Source organism: Rhizobium sp. TRM96647 (assembly GCF_025780115.1).
Lineage (GTDB): Bacteria > Pseudomonadota > Alphaproteobacteria > Rhizobiales > Rhizobiaceae > Mycoplana.
In genome coordinates this window covers 84,518-102,343 of record NZ_JAOXHF010000010.1, presented here as the reverse complement: position 1 = coordinate 102,343, position 17,826 = coordinate 84,518, and the positions used below count along the sequence as shown (strand labels likewise).

The following is a 17,826-nucleotide window of genomic DNA, read 5'->3' as shown; positions in this document are numbered from 1 at the left end:
CCTATAGCCCGATCACGGTCAGCATGACGAAGGTCGCGAAGAGGATGAAGTGGGTCATCCCCTCGATCGCGTTGGTCATGCCGTCGTTGAGGTTGATGGCGGCGACGATCAGGGTGATCGCGACCATGACGGTCTGCACCGGCGTCATCGCCATGATGAAGGGCTGGCCGGTGTAGAGCGCGATTGCCTCCATGACCGGCACGGTGAGGATGACGGTCGACAGCGAGGCGCCCATGGCGATGTTGACGACCGATTGCATGCGGTTGGCGAGCGCTGCGCGCATGGCGGTGAGGATCTCGGGCGCGGCCGAGATCGCCGCGACGATGACCGCCATCAGCGCCACGGGTGCGCCGGTTCCTTCGAGCCCCACGTTCAGCGTGGCCGCCATCAGTTCGGCGAGCGCGCCGATGACGACCACGCCGGCGAGGATGACCAGGATCGAGGGCAGGGCGGGCTGGTCGGCCTCGGGATGCCGGGCATGCCCGTCGCCGCGGGCGGCGCGCGGATAGGCATAGCTGAAGAAGTAGCTGTGCTGGCCGACCTGCATGCGCAGGAACAGCGCATAGAGGGCGATCATCGCGCAGATCGTGAACACCGAATAGGCCTGCCAGCTTGCGCGCGGCACGAATTCCGGAACGATCATGGAGATGCCCATGGCGGTCAGGATCATCACGCTGTAGGTGCGGCTGGAATCGTCGTTGTAGGGCTGCTCGCCGTGGCGCAGGCCGCCGAGCAGGGCGGCAAGGCCGATGATGCCGTTGATGTCCAGCATCACGGCGGCGTAGATCGTGTCGCGCACCAGCGTCGGCGACGTCTCTCCCCGCATCATGATGGCGAGCACCACGACCTCGACCAGCACCGCCGAGAGCGTCAGGATCATCGTGCCGTAGGGATCGCCGACCTTGACGGCCAGCACCTCGGCATGATGGGCGACGCGGGTGGAGGCGAGGATGATGGTGGCGACGATGGCGAAGGCGGCGGTCAGGGTCAGCGCGCGGCCGGCCGAAAGGATCGCGTGTTCGCCGGCAAAGGCCGCGACGGCCACCAGAAGGGCGATGATGAGGAAGAGTTCCCGTCTGAAGAGGCCTGGCTTGGTCAAGGAGGTCGTCCGCGGCTTGAGAAGGTGATTCCGGAGCGGCGAGCAACCATCGGGAATGATTGGAGAACGCCGCTCCCTGCAAGAGATAGTCCACGCTTGCGACTTGGCAACGGTCGGCTCGCCGGCAGGCCGGCGTCAGTTCTTGAAGACGATGCAGGCGCCGCCGGCCTTGCGGATCTGGTCGCACAGGTTGTCGGCCTCCGCCCGGGACTGGCGGCCGATGCGGGCGGTGTAGCGCGGCCGCGCGCCGAAGCGGGCATGGCGTTCGCGCTGGATCAGCGGCTTCTCCGCGCTGATCGGCGCCGGCAGGCGCGCCACCGCCATCATGAACAGCCGATGGGCCGCGGGCTTGCTGAAATGGGCGGCGAGTTGCACCCCCCAGGGCGCCCAGACGCCCTCGTCGGGAAACACGATCTCCCGCATCCGCCGGCTTTCGGCAAGCGCCACGCAGGCCTCCTGGAAGGGCTTGTCCTTCTCGAGCGAGAGATCGAGCGTCTCCGGCGGCGCATCCTTCCACTGCTCGGCCGTGTTGGCGGTGATCGCCATCACGTAGGCGCGCGTCTCGAAGGGCAGCCGGCCGGTGGCGAGGAAGGTGTTCAGGCCCGCCTCGCCGGCATTGTAGGCGGCGGCGGCAAGGCCGAGATTGCCGTAGCGGTCACGCAGGTCGGCGAGATATTCGGCCGACTTGTCGAGCGCGTGCAGCGCATGGAAGCTGTTTTCCAGCCCGCGCAGCCTTGCCGTGCCGGGCATGAACTGGGCGATCCCCTCCGCGCCCTTGGGGCTGACGGCGTCGGGACGGAACAGGCTCTCACGCCAGATCAGCCTGGCGAAATAGTCCGGCGGCAATGCGTTGAGGCGGGCATAGCTCTCCATGGCCACGCAGATGTCGCGGTTGTAGGTGTCGGTGCGGACGCAGAGGCGGCTGCCGTCGGAGAGCGTGGAGGCGAAGAGGCAGGGCGGCGGCGCGCGCCATTCGGACTGGGCTATGGCCGGCTGCGGCAGGCCGAGGGTCACGGCAAGCGAGAGCGCCCACGCCATGACGGCGCCGCCATGGCGCACAGGACCGGATCGCCATCTCGCTCCGAACATCGCCAAGATCCCCCGCGCTGCCAGCGTGCCCGCCTTGATATCATCGTTCGGGAGCCGGCGGCAACGCCGCGCGAAGGCGAGGGACGGGGCGGGATAGCCGGGGGGGGAGGATGGGCGCTGTTGCCCCTCATCCGCCTGCCGGCACCTTCTCCCCGCAGGCGGGGAGAAGGGAAGGTGCTGCGGCCATATGGCCAGACAATCAATGCCGTTCGGACCGGGACAAAGCCGGCGCAGGGCATGTTCCCTCTCCCCGCTTGCGGGGAGAGGGTCAGGGTGAGGGGTAGGCCGGATGAGGGGCGGGGCAATGTCGCGCCCGCCCCATCGTCGCTGCAGTGGCGGATATCAGGCGGCCTTTTCCTTGGCCGGGTAGTCGGTATAGCCCCTGGCGCCGCCGCCGTAGAAGGTGGCCTGGTCGGGGGCGTTGAGCGGGGTGTCGTCGCGCAGGCGCCCCACCAGGTCGGGATTGGCGATGAAGAGCTTGCCGAAGGCGACGAGGTCGGCGTAGCCGCTTTCGACAGCCTGGGTCGCCAGTTCGCGATCATAGCCGTTGTTGACCATCCAGGCGGCCTTGCCGCCCTTGTTGCGGTAGGCGGCCTTCAGCGCGGCATAGTCGAAGGGCACCTCGCCCTGCAGGAAGTTCCGGTCACCGCCGGTGGCGCCCTCGATGACGTGGATATAGGCGATGTCGTCCGGCAGGCCGGCCACGACATGCTCAAACAGCGGCTGCGGGTCCGGATCGGAGATGTCGTTTGCGGGCGTGACCGGCGAGATGCGGATCGCGGTGCGGCCGGCGCCGATCTCGGCTGTGACGGCGGCGACGACCTCGAACAGGAAGCGCGCGCGGTTCTCGATCGAGCCGCCATAGGCGTCGGTGCGCTGGTTGGCGCCCGAGCGCAGGAACTGGTCGAGCAGGTAGCCGTTGGCTGCGTGGATCTCGACGCCGTCGAAGCCGGCGTCGATCGCCGCGCGGGCGGCCTTGCGGTAGTCCTCGACGATGCCGGCGATCTCGGAGACCTCGAGTGCGCGCGGCTCGGAGGTGGGGGCGAAGGCGCCGGTGCCGTCCTCGTTGATGATGTAGGTCTTGGACTTGGCGGTGATGGCGGAGGGGGCGACCGGCTGGCCGCCGTTCGGCTGCAGGCTCGTGTGCGAGACGCGGCCGACATGCCAGATCTGGGTGACAATCTTGCCGCCGGCGCGGTGTACGGCCTCGGTGACGTGCTTCCAGCCCTCCAGCGCCTCCGGCTTGTAGAGGCCGGGCACGTCGGCGTAGCCCTGGCCCTGCTGGGTGATGGCGGTGCCCTCTGTGATCAGCAGGCCGGCGGTGGCGCGCTGCTCGTAATAGGTGGCGTTCAGCGTGTTGGGGACGGCGCCCGGGGAGCGGTTGCGCGTCAGCGGCGCCATGACGATGCGGTTGGCAAGCTTGAGGTCGCCGGCTTCCAGGGGATCGAACAGGCTGGTCATGGTGGTTCCTTTTCGTTGGGAGGATCGGCCGCGGTCCTTCGAGGGTTCCGCGGCATTGGGTTGGTCAGAGAGAACCGTCGAGGTGCTTCAGGAAGGCTGCGATCGTTTCCTCGTCGCGTTTGTAGAAGACCCACTGGCCGACGCGCCTGGTCGTGACGAGGCCGGCGCGCTGGAGGGTGGCGAGATGGGCCGAGACCGTCGATTGCGACAGGCTGCAGCGCTCGAACTGGCCCGCGCAGACACCCATCTCGAGCGGATGCTCCTGGGTGGTGAAGTGCTTTTCGGGCTCCCGCAGCCAGTTCAGGATCTGCAGGCGCACCGGGTGCGCCAGTGCCTTGAGGATTTCGACCGTGTCCATCTTCATCTCATTTCGCTGTATTGCGATTAGGCGATACGTGGATCGTCAATTTCCGATATTCAAGGGCAGTGGGAAGGAAAAGTTCGCGAGCGCAAAAAAAAAGGGGCCACAAGCGAAGCCTGGGCCCTGTAGGTGTGAAGGTCTGAACCTCCAGAGGGGAACAGCCAATGCGGCGGTACTGGGAGGAAATAGACCGCCAGTCGCATCGGCTGATTTGGATATGGGGCAGTCTGGCTGTGCTTTCAAGGGAAAGGCTTGTCGCGCCATCGGGCAAACAGGGAATATAATTGCGAATGCGCAAGAGCAGTCGGCGCGCGGGCAAAAAAAGAGGGCCGCAAGATGAACTTGGGCCCTTTATAGTTTTGAAGGTAAAAACCTCCAGAGGGGAACAGCTGCTGCGGGTGGCACTGGGAGGAAAACCACCGGATGTGCATCAGCTGGATGCTGTATGATGGTTTTTTGGGCAGGCGGCAATCTTTTTGTGTGCATGTCAGCCATGCGATGGGCGCAGGCCTTTGTTTCGAGACGGATATCCCGCGACAGCGCGCCGCTGCCTCAGAAGTTCCAGTTGCGCGCCTTGGAGACGATGAAGTCGCGGAATACCTTGAGCTTGGCAGCGTTCTTCATCTCGTGCGGATAGCAGAAATAGGTGTCGAAGGAGGGCACGTCCGCATTGGTGACGAGCTGCAGCAGGCCCGGGTCGCGGCCGACGATATAGTCCGGCAGCATGGCGATGCCGATGCCGAGCAGGCAGGCGCGCTTGATCGAGGTCAGGCTGTTGATCTGCAGCACCGACGGGCGCGGATTGTCGGAATCGCGGCCGGCGATCTGCAGCCAGTTGACGTCGAGCAGGTAGTTGGGCGCCGGCTCGCCGAAGGTGATGATCTTGTGGTGGTCGAGATCGTCGATCGATTGCGGCTCGCCGTAGCGGTTGATGTAGGAGGGGGCCGCATAGACGTGCATGTGCACGGTGAACAGCTTGCGCTGGATCAGGTCGGACTGCTGCGGCTCGCGCAGGCGGATGGCGCAGTCGGCGTGGCGCATGTTGACGTCCAGTTCCTCGTTGTCGAGGATCAGCTGAACCTGCATGTCGGGATAGAGCGCCAAAAATTCCTGCACCTTGTCGGTCAGCCAGCCCTGGCCGAGGCCGACGGTGGTGGTGATTCTAAGCTTGCCGCTCGGCTTCTCGGTCGTCTCCGTCAACTGGACGCGGACGCTCTCGAGCTTCATCAAGACGTCGTGGGCGGTGCGATAGAGGATCTCGCCCTGCTCGGTGAGGATCAGGCCGCGGGCATGGCGGTGGAACAGCTTGATGCCGACGTCCTGTTCGAGCGCGCTGACCTGGCGGCTGATAGCGGACTGCGACAGGTGCAGCTTGTCGGCTGCGTGCGTGAACGAACCGGCCTCCGCCGCGGCGTGGAATATCCGCAGCTTGTCCCAGTCGAGCGCCATTCTTTCCCCCATATGTCTTCAAGGCGGGGAACGCTGTCCGTTTCCCGCCGTTGCTGATGAACTGTTCCCACTCCCGCGTGTGCGGGAGGTTCCCGCCTCGCGTTATAGGCGGCTTCTACTCGGCCGCAATTGCGACAGGCATATGACCCGCGAGATACTTTTCCGTCTCGAGCGCGGCCATGCAGCCCATGCCGGCGGCCGTGACCGCCTGGCGATAGATGTCGTCGGTGACGTCGCCTGCGGCAAAAACGCCCGGTACGTCGGTGGCGGTCGAATCGGGCGCCGTCCACAGGTAGCCGTTCGGCTTCTGCTTCAGCTTGCCCTCGAAGAGCTCGACGGCCGGCGCGTGGCCGATGGCGACGAATACGCCGTCGATCGCCATGTCGCTGACAGCGCCCGTCCTGGTGTTTTTCAGCCGCACGCCGTTGACCGATGCCGGCATCGGCGGCTTGGCCTCGGTGCCGAGATACTCGATCACCTCGTGATCCCAGATCACCTTGACGTTTTCCTTGGCGAACAGGCGCTCCTGCAGGATCTTCTCGGCGCGGAACGAATCGCGGCGGTGGATCACCGTCACCGTCTTTGCCAGGTTGGAGAGGTAGAGCGCCTCCTCGACGGCGGAGTTGCCGCCGCCGACGACGATCACGTCCTTGTTGCGGTAGAAGAAGCCGTCGCAGGTGGCGCAGGCGGACACGCCGAAGCCCTGGAACTTGTGCTCCGTCTCGATGCCCAGCCACTTCGCCTTGGCGCCGGTGGCGATGATCAGCGCGTCGGCGGTCCAGACGTTGCCGTTGTCGGTCGAAACGCGGAACGGGCGCACGTCGAGATCGACCTCGGTGACGAGGTCGTTGACGATCTCGGCGCCGACATGCTGGGCCTGCTTGAGCATCTGCTCCATCATCCACGGGCCCTGCACCGGATCGGCATAGCCCGGATAGTTCTCGACGTCGGTGGTGATCATCAGCTGGCCGCCCTGCTCCATGCCCGCGATCAGCACGGGCTCGAGCATGGCGCGGGCGGTGTAGATGGCGGCGGTGTAGCCGGCCGGGCCGGAGCCGATGATCAGGACCTTGACGTGACGGGCAGACATGGCTGCGCTCCTTGGCAATTCTCGCGCCCGCGTCGCGGCTGAGGCGCGCTTGCGGGCTTGGTAGGGAAATCGTCGTTCATTTATGAGTGCGGCCCCCCATTATTCAAGGGCAAGGCCGTATTTGCCAACAGACTTGGCGACGGGGCGTGACATTTTTGTGCCTGCACCTGCAATTATCTTACGCCGGCGAACGGTTTCTGGTAATGCGCGTGCAAAACAGACAGGGGAAGCTCATCCGTGTTTCGCGCCGAACTCGATGCCATCGACATCAAGATCCTCAAGGAACTCCAGGCCGACGGCCGCATGACCAATGTGGAACTGGCCGCCAAGGCCGGCATATCGGCGCCGCCCTGCCTCAGGCGCGTGCGCAAGCTGGAGGAGGCCGGCATCATCGAGGGCTACCATGCGATGCTGAACGCGCCGGCGCTCGGCTTCGACCTCGTCGCCTTCTGCATGGTCGGGCTCAAGCACCAGTCCGAGGCCAACCTCAAGGCCTTTGCGGCGGTCACCGCCGAATGGCCTCTGGTGCGGCAGGCCTGGATGGTGTCGGGCGACAGCGATTTCCTGCTGCACTGCGTCGCCGAAAACCTCACGCGGTTCCAGGATTTCGTCATCGAAGTGCTGACGGCGAACGAGCACGTGGACACGGTGCGCACCATGCTGACGATCCGCCAGGTCAAGAAGCTCGGGCTGGTGGAGATCTGAGCCTTGGCCGGATCCGACCGCCCGTTCACCCGCTCGCTCGTCAAGCTCGGCACGCGCCTGCTGCTCGGCCGCAACCTCGCCCATGTGCAGGACTGGTTCCCGGGGCTTTCGATCGACGAGCGGCGGATGCTGCACTATCGCCGCCAGCCGGTGGCCACGCTGCGGGACATCGGCATCCTCATCGACGGTCAGCGCGAGTGGGTCCATATCGTCGGCTCGGGGCCGTCGGTGGCCGGCGCCGACCTCTCCCGGCTAGCGCCGGCCAGCGCGATCCTTCTCAACGGCGCGATTCATCTCGCCGGCGGCCCGGTCGCGGCCCCGCTTGCCGTCGCCGTAGAGGACGAGCGTTTCGTCTACCGCCATTTCGACCTGATGCGGGACAAGATCGCTGCGGGCCAGGCCTGCCTGTTCTCCGTCGCGGCCTTGCGGGCGATCTGCGAGCACGATCGCGGCTGGCTGTCGGACAAGGGCGTGATCCTCGTCAACGATATCCGCAAGCCCTATGGGCTGCCGCGCCGCACGCTCGCGCAGATCAGGGCGCTCGATTTCGTGCGGCTGGATCCGTCGGGAGATTGCGGCTTCTCGCTCCAGCCCGGGCGGGGCGTGTTCCAGGGCGGATCGGTGGTGGTCTCGGCGCTGCAGTTCGCCGTCGCGCTGCGGCCGGAAAAAGTCGGCTTTGCCGGCATCGACATCCGCAACGCGACCGAGCCGCGCTTCTACGAGGAGAGGGGGCGGGCCGCCTTCTCCGGCATTGCCGGAGCGGAGGCGCGCATTCTCGGACACGTCGCGCTGGCAAGGGACGTCGCCGGCGAGCAGGGCATCTCCTTCGTCAACTTTTCGCCCGTCTCCGCCCTTGCGGATATCGGGATCGCCTTCGACGACCGGCTGGTGCGCTGACGCCGAAGCCGCGAAGAGCTACCGGGCCAGCAGGCGGCGATAAACCTCGCCGATGGCTGTCGCTTCCCTTTCGAGGGCGAAATTCGCGCGAACGTGGTCGAGCGCCCTGCGTCCCGCCTCGATCGTCCTTTCCGGATCGGCCATGAAGCGGCCGATCGCGTTCGTCAGCGCCGCGCCGTCGCCGGCGGGGACGACGGAGCCGGTCTCGCCTTCGATCGTCATCTCCGCATAGGCGCCGGCGTCGGAGGTCACCACGGCCGTCTGCGAGGCCATGGCCTCCAGCGGCGTGAGGCCGAAGCCCTCGTTGCGGGAGGGGGCGACGTAGAGCGAAAGGCACCGGTACCAGGGCTTGATGTCGTCGACCTCGCCGAGGAAGACGATGCGTCCGGACAGGCCGGCTGCGGCAATCTCCGCCTTCAGGGCGTCGGCGAAGGCCTTGTGTTCGGGCGTGATCCTGCCGGAGATGACGGCGGTCCATTCGGAATGGCGTGGCAGGAGCGCGATCATTGCGCGCACGAAGAGGTCGGTGCCCTTCTGGTGGCGCACGCGGCCGAAGCAGCCGACGAGGTATCGTCCCGGCAGGCCTGCCGCCGCGATCGTGTCGTCCGGGCCTGCCGGCGGGTGGAACCGCTCGAGGTCGACGCCATGCCGGATGACGGTGTGCGGGACCTCGAGGAAGGAGCCGGAACGGCCGCTGGTGGCGATGACGGCATCCATGCGGCGGATCAGGAATTTCGTATAGCGGCTGTGGCGGCGCTGGGCGGCGGAGGTGAAGAGCAGCTTCAGCGGCATGCGCAGCAGCGTCCTCATGACGATGCCGGGCAGCATTTCGGTGTTGCGGCGGGCATGCCAGACGCGGTGGCTGCGGCCGGCCGGCGGGCGCCAGAAAAAGAGGAGATCACGGAAGCGCAGATGCGGCAGGTCGTCCGGCAGCCCCGGCCCGAGCGTCGCCACCCGCTGGCCGAGGGCCCTCTGCATCGGCACCAGCTGGACGATGGTCGAGGTGACGCCGGAGAGGCGACGCTTGAAGTTCGGCGCGACGACGTCGACATCGGCGATGTCGACGCGTGCGGCGTCCTTTTTGCGGGAGCCGGTCATGCCTGGCGCATCAGCCCCAGGTGATGGAGAGGATCTCGTAGGCCTTGGAGCCGCCGGGGGCGTTGACCTCGATCGATTCACCGACTTCCTTGCCGATCAGCGCGCGCGCGATCGGGGACGAGATGGAGATCCGGCCTTCCTTCACGTCGGCTTCCTGGTCGCCGACGATCTGGTAGGTCTTCTCTTCCTCGGTGTCCTCGTCGACGAGCTTGACGCGGGCGCCGAACTTGACGGTGTCGCCGGACATCTTGGAGAGGTCGATCACCTCGGCGCGGGCCGTCAGGTCCTCAAGCTCGGTGATCCGGCCCTCGTTGTGGCTCTGCGCTTCCTTGGCGGCATGGTATTCGGCATTTTCCGAAAGGTCGCCATGCGCGCGCGCCTCGGAAATTGCGTCGATGATTCGCGGGCGCTCCTCCTGCTGGCGCCAGCGCAGTTCTTCCTGCAGCTTGACGAATCCGCCCTGAGTCATCGGTACCTTGTCGACCATTTTCCTTTGTCCTTCCCGTCGCGGCGTCCCGCCTTCCGCAGGCACGCACGCAAAATAAAACGGTTTCCGGGGCGTTAACCCCGGAACCCGCGGAACTGTTTGAACGGCGCTTATAGCAGAAAGCTGCCAGCAAAAGCCAGTTTAATTGCTGCGTCCTTAAGTCCTGCCAAGGACAATCGGCACTCACTTCTGCAACCGGACAGTTCCGTTTCCAGGGAGGCGACAGTCAAGCCGGGATTTTTTCGGCCAGAGTGCGCGTGACGAGGCCGGGACGACGGTCAGGCAACCACATAGGGAAGTCCCGCTCCGCCCTGCCGGTCCTCTCCCCGCAAGGGGAGAAGACCTGCGGCACCGGCCTGCCGGAAGGGCTTTCCGACGGAGCGGCTGAGTTAAGCGAAGTAGCTCTGCAGCGGATGGACCTCGAGCTGGCCTTCCTTCAGCGCCTTGATGGCTTCGGCCGCCGCAGCGGCGCCGGCCATCGTCGTGTAGTAGGGCACCTTCTGCATCAAAGCGGCGCGGCGCAGCGACTTGCTGTCCGAGATCGCCTTGCTGCCATCCGTCGTGTTGATGACGAGCTGGACCTGGCGGTTGCGGATCGCGTCCTCGATATGCGGGCGCCCTTCCTGGACCTTGTTGATCTTGACGGCCTCGATGCCGTGCTCGCCGAGGAAGCGGGCGGTGCCCGAGGTGGCCATGACCTTGAAGCCGACGCCGACGAGGGTGCGGATCGCCGGCAGGACCCGGTCCTTGTCCTCGTCGCGGATCGAGACGAACACCGTGCCGTCGCGCGGCAGGTCGACGCTGGCGCCGAGCTGCGACTTGGCGAAGGCGAGCGCGAAGTTCCGGTCCAGCCCCATGACCTCGCCGGTCGAGCGCATTTCCGGGCCGAGCAGCGTGTCGACGCCGGGGAAGCGGGCAAACGGGAACACGGCTTCCTTCACGGCGATGTGGTTGAGGTTGCGCGGATCGGGCTTCTCGCCATAGGCCGAAATCGCCGCGTCCAGCTTCTCGCCGGCCATGACGCGGGCGGCGATCTTGGCGATCGGCGCGCCGATGGTCTTGGCGACGAAGGGCACGGTGCGCGAGGCGCGCGGGTTGACCTCCAGCACGTAGATCGTGCCGTCCTTGATGGCGTACTGCACGTTCATCAGGCCGCCGACGTTCAGCGCCTTGGCCAGCGCCTTGGTCTGGCGCTCCAGCTCGTCGACGATTTCGGGCGAAAGCGTACGGACCGGCAGCGAGCAGGCACTGTCGCCCGAATGGATGCCGGCTTCCTCGATGTGTTCCATGATGCCGGAGACGAAGACGCTCTCGCCGTCGCAGAGCGCGTCGACGTCCACTTCCACCGCGTTGGTCAGATACGAGTCGAACAGCAGCGGGTTCTTGCCGAGCAGGGTGTTGATCTGGCCGGTCTTGTCGTTCGGGTAGCGCTGCTTGATGTCCTCGGGGACGAGGCCGGGGACGGTGTCGAGCAGGTAGGTCTGCAGCATCGATTCCGAATGGATGATCTGCATGGCGCGGCCGCCGAGCACGTAGGACGGGCGCACGACCAGCGGGAAGCCGATCTCGGCGGCGACGAGCCGCGCCTGCTCGACCGAATAGGCGATGCCGTTGTTCGGCTGGGCGAGGTCCAGCTTCTGCAGGAGCTTCTGGAAGCGGTCGCGGTCTTCGGCGAGGTCGATCATGTCCGGGGCGGTGCCGAGGATCGGGATGCCGTTCTTCTCCAGCGCTTCGGCGAGCTTCAGCGGGGTCTGGCCACCGAACTGGACGATGACGCCGACGAGCGTGCCGTTGGTCTGTTCGGCCTTCAGGATCTCGATCACGTCCTCTGCGGTCAGCGGCTCGAAATAGAGGCGGTCGGAGGTGTCGTAGTCGGTCGACACGGTCTCCGGGTTGCAGTTGACCATGATCGCTTCATAGCCCGCATCCTTCAGCGCGAAGGCGGCATGGCAGCAGCAATAGTCGAACTCGATGCCCTGGCCGATGCGGTTCGGGCCGCCGCCGAGGATGACGACCTTCTTCTTGTCGGAAATGCCGGCTTCCGAGCGGGTGGCACCGGCAAAGGGCTGCTCGTAGGTCGAATACATATAGGCGGTCGGCGAGGCGAATTCGGCAGCGCAGGTGTCGATCCGCTTGAACACCGGACGGACGTCGAGCGCATTGCGCAGTTCTGCCACTTCCTTCGGCCGCTTGCCGGAGAGCGTGGCGAGGCGGGCGTCGGAGAAGCCCATCGCCTTCAGCATGCGCAGGTTCTGCGCGTCCTCGGGCAGGCCGTGCTCGCGGATGCGGGCCTCCATCTCGACGATCGCGCGGAACTGGGCGATGAACCAGGGATCGATCTTCGATCCCTCGTGCACTTCCTCGTCGGTGAAGCCGAGGCGCAGCGCCTGGGCGACCATGCGCAGCCGGTCGGGCGTCGGCGTGGAGATGGCCGAGCGGATGGCGTTCTTGCCGTCACCCTCGTCGAAGCCGGGGATCTCGATCTCGTCGAGGCCGGTCAGCCCCGTTTCCAGGCCGCGCAGTGCTTTCTGCAGCGATTCGGCGAAGGTGCGGCCGATCGCCATGACCTCGCCGACCGACTTCATCGCCGTCGTCAGCGTCGGCTCGGCGCCGGGGAACTTCTCGAAGGCGAAGCGGGGGATCTTCGTCACCACGTAGTCGATCGACGGCTCGAAGGACGCCGGCGTCGCGCCGCCAGTGATGTCGTTCTCCAGTTCGTCCAGCGTGTAGCCGACGGCGAGCTTGGCGGCGATCTTGGCGATCGGGAAGCCGGTGGCCTTCGACGCCAGCGCCGACGAACGCGAGACGCGCGGGTTCATCTCGATGACGACGAGGCGGCCGTTTGCAGGATTGACGGCGAACTGGACGTTCGAGCCGCCGGTCTCCACCCCGATCTCGCGCAGCACCGCGATCGAGGCGTTGCGCATGATCTGGTATTCCTTGTCCGTCAGCGTCAGCGCCGGCGCCACGGTGATGCTGTCGCCGGTGTGCACGCCCATCGGGTCGATGTTCTCGATCGAGCAGATGATGATGCAGTTGTCCGCGGTGTCGCGGACGACTTCCATCTCGTATTCCTTCCAGCCGAGCACTGATTCCTCGATGAGGACTTCCGTCGTCGGCGAGGCGTCGAGGCCGCCCGACACGATATCGAAGAATTCCGAGCGGTTGTAGGCGATGCCGCCGCCGGTGCCGCCGAGCGTGAAGGACGGGCGGATGATGGCGGGCAGGCCGATCTCGTCCAGTGCCGTCGCGGCAATCGCCATGGCATGGCTCATGTAGCGCTGCTTACGGTCGGTCTCGCCGAGGTTCCACTGGTTTTCCAGCGCATCCAGTGCCTTGTCGAGCGCATCGCCCGAGAGTTCGCCCTTCAGCTTGGTGCGCTCGGCCTCGTGCTTCTTGCGGTCGGCGTCCTTGATCTCGGTGGCGTTGGCGAGCAGCGAGCGCGGCGTCTCCAGCCCGATCTTGGCCATCGCCTCGCGGAACAGCGCCCGGTCCTCGGCCTTGTCGATCGCCTCCGGCTTGGCGCCGATCATCTCGACGTTGTAGCGCTCCAGCACGCCCATGCGCTTGAGGGAAAGGGCCGTGTTCAGCGCCGTCTGGCCGCCCATGGTCGGCAGCAGCGCGTCCGGCCGTTCCTTGGCGATGATCTTGGCCACGACCTCCGGGGTGATCGGCTCGATATAGGTGGCGTCCGCCAGGCCCGGATCGGTCATGATCGTCGCTGGGTTGGAGTTGACCAAGATCACCCGGTAGCCTTCCTCCTTCAGCGCCTTACAGGCCTGGGTGCCGGAATAGTCGAATTCGCAGGCCTGCCCGATGACGATCGGCCCCGCGCCGATGATGAGGATCGATTTGATATCTTGGCGCTTGGGCATGGCTCTATCCGTTTTCTTGCCTGCGCGAAAAACCGGCCAGGGTGAGAGGGTCACCGGCCGGGGCGCTCAAGGCATCGTCTTAAAAGGCTAGAAGCGGCTTATAGGCAAATGCCGGGCCAAGCGGAACCCCGAAAATGGCCGATCAAACAGAAAACCTGGGGGCAATGGTGCGCCGGCATCGGGCCGCCGCACCGGCCACGCTTCCGGGAGCCGATCCCGGTTGCTTTCCGGCCGTGAAATTGGCCGGCTTCAGCGCGCTTGCCGGCAGGTGAGACGGTCCATGCCGGCAAGCTGGTCGATCGACCAGCGTCCAGGCCCCCACGCCATGATCGCGAGCGCCATCGCAGCCCATGTCACGTGGAGCGGCCATCCGTCCGGCACGGTCAACTGGATGACGATCGTCATAACCAGGAGCGCGAGGGCTGCGGCGCGGGAGGCCAGGCCCAGCACCAGCAGAACCGGAAGGACGATTTCCGCCATGCCGGATGCGAAGGCGACGGTCGCGGGAAACGGGTAGGGGTACGGTCCCCCCGGCAGGTGCAGCCGGAACTCCGATGAAAAGAGCAGAACCGCCACTTCGTTCAGTTGCAGGAAACCGTCCCACTTGTTGACCCCCGAGCGCCAGAACGGCACCGCCAGCGCGAACCGGAGGGCGAATTGCGCCAGGGACGGCGGGGCAAGATGGGTGATGTTCGCATAGGCCCGCCCGAGGATGCCGGTCAGGCCCGTGTATGGCGACTGCCTTGCCGTCGTTTCATGTTTCATCGTGCACTCCGTTCGTTGATATTCCACAGAAGGCGCCGGCCTCAATGATGAACGCGATCGCGGCTGAAAGGTCGAAATCGGCATATGCGGCCAGTGTGTCGCCCGCGGCCCGCCCGAGCGGAACGCCCTCCATCAGGCCTGCAATCATCATCGCCACGTCCGGCGAAATCTTTCGAACCTCGACATCGAGGTGCGGACGGGTCAGGAGCGTCCATTCCGGCTCCGTCGCCGAAATGCGCCCGACAGGGGCATCCCGGCGGTTGGCGGAAAAGATGCTGAATGCCGGATGGTCCGAGGCGAGCAGGCGGGTTGCCGGATGCACGACGAGCCGGATCGCTCCCAAGCCTTCCGGCGATACGGCAGCCAAGGCTTCCATGACAAGAATGGCCTCATCGGCCGCGTGATAGGAATCCAGCCAGGCCCGCTCTATCCGGGCGACATCGGCAAGCCACGGCATGGATCGGGCGTGCGGGTACCGCTCGATGAATGCCGGAAAGTCGTGGCCGTATTCGAACAGCAACGGCGAGGTCGGCGGCGCGGCGCGAACGTGGAAACGGGCCATGGCCCGGAAGAAGTCCGGCCCGGTGATCCGGCGGGTCGCCGGAAAGACGGCCGCCAGCGCCTCGATCAGGCTGACGGTGACATTGTTGCGATAGATGCCGAACCGTTGCTCCGCCGCCTTGCCGGCCGGGCCAGCCACATCCGGCGGGGCCGGCCTTTCCGGGTCGAGCAGGCGTCCCGCGAAACGGGCGGTATAAAGTGCAGCCTCACATCGTGCGGCAATTTTCACGTCAGATGGCCGCACGGCGCGTCCTCCTGTGGTCTGGAAGGATGCAGCGGTCCAGGATGGCCTGTGCGGCTGCGGCCTCGCGCGTCAGCGTCGGCCAGTTCGGTATCGCGCTGTCCCACTCGACAAGCGTGGCGATCGGACCAGTTCCGGACAGGACTGTCTCGTACAGATCCCAGACCGCATCGCAGACCGGTCCGTCGTGGCTGTCGATCAGGAGAGGTTCGCCGTTCTCGTCACTCTGCGCGGTATGACCGGCGAGGTGGATTTCCTGGACGACGTCGAGCGGGTAGTCCGCGAGATAGGCGAGGGCCGAGGTCCTGAGATTGGTGGCGGAGACGAAGACATTGTTGACGTCGAGCAGCAGGCCGCAGCCGGTGCGCCGCGCCAGTTCGCGGATGAACGCGGTCTCGGTCATCGTCGATTCCGTGAAGCTCAGGTAGCTGGACGGGTTCTCCAGCAGGATCTGCCGGCCGATCGTTTCCTGCACCTCGTCGATATGGTCGGCCACGTGCTGCAATGTGTCGGCAGTGTAGGGCAGGGGCAGCAGGTCGTTGAAATAGGTGGTTTCGTGCGTCGACCAGGCCAGGTGCTCGGAGACGAGCGTCGGTTCGTAGCGTTCGATCAGCGTCTTAAAACGTGCGAGGTGTCGCCTGTCGAGGGGTTGCGGGCCGCCGATCGACATGCAGACCCCGTGGATGGAGACGGGATAGTCCTGACGGATGCGCGTCAGGGCGCGATGTGGCATGCCCCCGTCGCCCATATAGTTTTCTGCATGGACCTCGAAGAAGCCGTGCCGGCGATCCTCCTCAAGGATCGCCGTGAGATGCTCGTGCTTGAAGCTCGTTCCTGCCATGCCGTCGATCCGGTGGCGGGGAAAGCGAAGGGCGCGATACCCGGTCGCAATGCTGTTCGGTTCCGTCATCGTTCCCTCCGCTTTCTACACGCGTTCGATCAGGCCGGGATGTCGCGGTCGAGGGGCTCCATCGAACCCTTGCGGCCATCGGGCAATTGCATGGTCGCGCAGGTTCCGCCGTCGACGAACTTCCAGGCATTGCCCTGGTAGTCGACGGTCGAGGTGCCCTGGCAGGTCGTACCGGGACCTGCCGCGCAGTCGTTCTGCCCCTTCAGCGAGACGCCGAAGCACTTCTCCTTGCCGGCATCCATGGCCGACTTGACGTCGGCTTCCGACAGGGGGCTCGCGAGGGCCAGCGACGAAAGGGCCGATGCGACGGCGCCTGCCAGAACCGCGGTGCTTACTGCTGAACGTGTTGTCATGTCGTAGTCTCCAGAACGTTTTGCTTTCGATGCGCCACATGACGCACATCGGCTTTTTCGTCGGAGGCGGCCATGCGTTACACTGCCGGCGAACACGACTTCGTGATCACCGCCGCTTGCAATGGCAAATACCGTCCACAACCTGTAACGGACCGAACCTCCCGCGCGAACAGACAGGAGAAGCAGCTTGGACAAAGCCGATGAGCGCAGTCTCGAGCGAATGCTCGTTGCGGCGATCGAGGGCGACGAGCGTGCCTACTTCGCGTTCCTCGAGGCGGTGGCGAAGCTGGTGCGGACGTGGCTGAGGCGGAAGGTGACGTACGGCAGCCTGGACGTGGAAGACGTCGTTCAGGAAACGCTGCTTGCGATCCACCTGAAACGGCATACTTGGCGTAGTGACGAGCCGGTCAGGCCCTGGATATTCGCCATAGCCAACCACAAGCTGATCGACGCCTTCCGCCGCCACGGTCGTCAGCCGCTCGCCGACAGTCCGGCCCTGGAAGAGGTCGAGGCGGAAGAGCCGGAGGTGCTGCAGAGCTGGGAGATCGACCGCGCCCTGCAAGTGTTGACGCCCGGGCAGCGCTCGGTGGTGACGGCGGTCTCGATCGAGGGCAGCTCGATCCAGGAGACGGCACGGGACCTGGGAATGAAGGAGACGGCGGTGCGGGTCGCGCTGCACCGTGGGCTGGCGGCGATCGCCAGGCGGTTCGGAAGGACATGAGGATGGAAACGAACGACCTGATCAAGGCACTTGCCACCGATACGCGGCGCCAGGGGCTACCGCTGGGGCGGGCATGGATCGCGGCGCTGGTGGTCGCCGTGCTCGTGGCGGCGGTCGTGTTCTTCGCGCTGCTCGGCCCCCGCCCTGATGCCGGGGCTGCGCTTTCCACCGTGCGCTTCGTCTTCAAGTTCATCGTCACTGTTGCACTGGCGGTCGCGGCCTACCGGCTTGCCGTCGCGGTCTCGCGACCGGGCGGCAACTGGCGGGCAGCACTCTCCGGCCTGCTGGTGGCGCCGCTGCTTCTTGTCCTTGCCGTCCTGCTGGAACTGGTCGCAGTGCCGTCGACGAACTGGGCTGCCCGGCTGATCGGGACCAACAGCATGGTATGCCTGACCTTCGTTCCCCTCATCGGGGTCATTCCCCTCGTCGTCTTGCTGCTGGCCATGCGGCATGGTGCGCCGGCCAACGCGACCACCGCCGGCGCGGTGTCGGGGCTTCTGGCGGGGGGCATTGCCGCCGCCTTCTATGCCGCCCATTGCCCTGACGATTCGCCACTGTTCGTTGCTGTCTGGTACCCGCTTGCCATTGCCATTCTGGTGAGCCTTGGAGCGCTGCTCGGACGGTTCTTCCTGCGGTGGTGAGGGCCGTGGAGACGACGATCGGG

At 65.7% G+C, this 17,826-nt stretch carries 17 protein-coding genes; 4 read left to right on the top strand and 13 right to left on the bottom strand.

The features are described from left to right. Window position 1: 1 nt before the first annotated feature. The 6 genes from OCK02_RS17555 to trxB all read right to left on the bottom strand — a co-directional run bounded on the left by OCK02_RS17555 (window position 2) and on the right by trxB (window position 6,549). Complete coding sequence (locus OCK02_RS17555; protein ID WP_263814155.1) at window positions 2-1,099, bottom strand: calcium:proton antiporter; 1,098 nt, start codon at window positions 1,097-1,099, stop codon at window positions 2-4. Between the two features lie 135 nt (window positions 1,100-1,234). Continuing rightward, entirely contained in the window at window positions 1,235-2,188 is a 954-nt protein-coding gene (locus OCK02_RS17550; protein WP_263814154.1) for a lytic transglycosylase domain-containing protein, read from the bottom strand. A 342-nt stretch (window positions 2,189-2,530) separates the two neighbouring features. Next, a complete protein-coding gene (locus OCK02_RS17545; protein WP_263814153.1) occupies window positions 2,531-3,649 on the bottom strand; it encodes an alkene reductase in 1,119 nt (372 codons plus the stop codon). Between the two features lie 64 nt (window positions 3,650-3,713). Then, entirely contained in the window at window positions 3,714-4,007 is a 294-nt protein-coding gene (locus OCK02_RS17540) for a metalloregulator ArsR/SmtB family transcription factor (RefSeq protein ID WP_318530140.1), read from the bottom strand. A 555-nt stretch (window positions 4,008-4,562) separates the two neighbouring features. After that, the gene (locus OCK02_RS17535) at window positions 4,563-5,459 is read right to left on the bottom strand and encodes a LysR family transcriptional regulator VtlR (protein WP_176951775.1); all 897 of its coding nucleotides are present in this window, start codon (window positions 5,457-5,459) and stop codon (window positions 4,563-4,565) included. A gap of 115 nt (window positions 5,460-5,574) precedes the next feature. Then, a complete protein-coding gene (gene trxB / locus OCK02_RS17530) occupies window positions 5,575-6,549 on the bottom strand; it encodes a thioredoxin-disulfide reductase (RefSeq protein WP_263814150.1) in 975 nt (324 codons plus the stop codon). 237 nt (window positions 6,550-6,786) lie between these two features. Here trxB and OCK02_RS17525 point away from each other — a divergent pair, with 237 nt between their 5' ends. Next, complete coding sequence (locus tag OCK02_RS17525; protein ID WP_230808175.1) at window positions 6,787-7,254, top strand: Lrp/AsnC family transcriptional regulator; 468 nt, start codon at window positions 6,787-6,789, stop codon at window positions 7,252-7,254. 3 nt (window positions 7,255-7,257) lie between these two features. Next, entirely contained in the window at window positions 7,258-8,151 is an 894-nt protein-coding gene (locus OCK02_RS17520) for a glycosyl transferase (protein WP_263814149.1), read from the top strand. 18 nt (window positions 8,152-8,169) lie between these two features. On the opposite strand, the gene OCK02_RS17515 is transcribed toward OCK02_RS17520, so the two are convergent. The 7 genes from OCK02_RS17515 to OCK02_RS17485 form a co-directional block, all read right to left on the bottom strand. Next, complete coding sequence (locus OCK02_RS17515) at window positions 8,170-9,249, bottom strand: glycosyltransferase family 4 protein (RefSeq protein ID WP_263814148.1); 1,080 nt, start codon at window positions 9,247-9,249, stop codon at window positions 8,170-8,172. Between the two features lie 10 nt (window positions 9,250-9,259). Beyond that, entirely contained in the window at window positions 9,260-9,736 is a 477-nt protein-coding gene (gene greA / locus OCK02_RS17510) for a transcription elongation factor GreA (protein ID WP_230808178.1), read from the bottom strand. A gap of 389 nt (window positions 9,737-10,125) precedes the next feature. Then, entirely contained in the window at window positions 10,126-13,611 is a 3,486-nt protein-coding gene (gene carB, locus OCK02_RS17505; protein ID WP_263814147.1) for a carbamoyl-phosphate synthase large subunit, read from the bottom strand. A gap of 249 nt (window positions 13,612-13,860) precedes the next feature. After that, a complete protein-coding gene (locus OCK02_RS17500; protein WP_263814146.1) occupies window positions 13,861-14,376 on the bottom strand; it encodes a DoxX family membrane protein in 516 nt (171 codons plus the stop codon). Then, the gene (locus OCK02_RS17495; protein WP_412178856.1) at window positions 14,366-15,181 is read right to left on the bottom strand and encodes a DUF2063 domain-containing protein; all 816 of its coding nucleotides are present in this window, start codon (window positions 15,179-15,181) and stop codon (window positions 14,366-14,368) included. The genes OCK02_RS17500 and OCK02_RS17495 overlap by 11 nt, the downstream gene beginning before the upstream one ends. Next, window positions 15,168-16,088, bottom strand: a complete 921-nt coding sequence (locus OCK02_RS17490; RefSeq protein WP_263814145.1) for a DUF692 domain-containing protein — start codon at window positions 16,086-16,088, stop codon at window positions 15,168-15,170. Before OCK02_RS17490 ends, OCK02_RS17495 begins: the two co-directional genes overlap by 14 nt. Window positions 16,089-16,117: 29 nt before the next feature. Then, window positions 16,118-16,441, bottom strand: a complete 324-nt coding sequence (locus tag OCK02_RS17485; RefSeq protein WP_263814143.1) for a DUF2282 domain-containing protein — start codon at window positions 16,439-16,441, stop codon at window positions 16,118-16,120. Window positions 16,442-16,628: 187 nt separating this feature from the next. Here OCK02_RS17485 and OCK02_RS17480 point away from each other — a divergent pair, with 187 nt between their 5' ends. Continuing rightward, entirely contained in the window at window positions 16,629-17,162 is a 534-nt protein-coding gene (locus tag OCK02_RS17480; RefSeq protein WP_230808183.1) for a sigma-70 family RNA polymerase sigma factor, read from the top strand. A gap of 2 nt (window positions 17,163-17,164) precedes the next feature. Further along, the gene (locus OCK02_RS17475; RefSeq protein WP_263814142.1) at window positions 17,165-17,803 is read left to right on the top strand and encodes an NrsF family protein; all 639 of its coding nucleotides are present in this window, start codon (window positions 17,165-17,167) and stop codon (window positions 17,801-17,803) included. Window positions 17,804-17,826 lie beyond the last annotated feature (23 nt).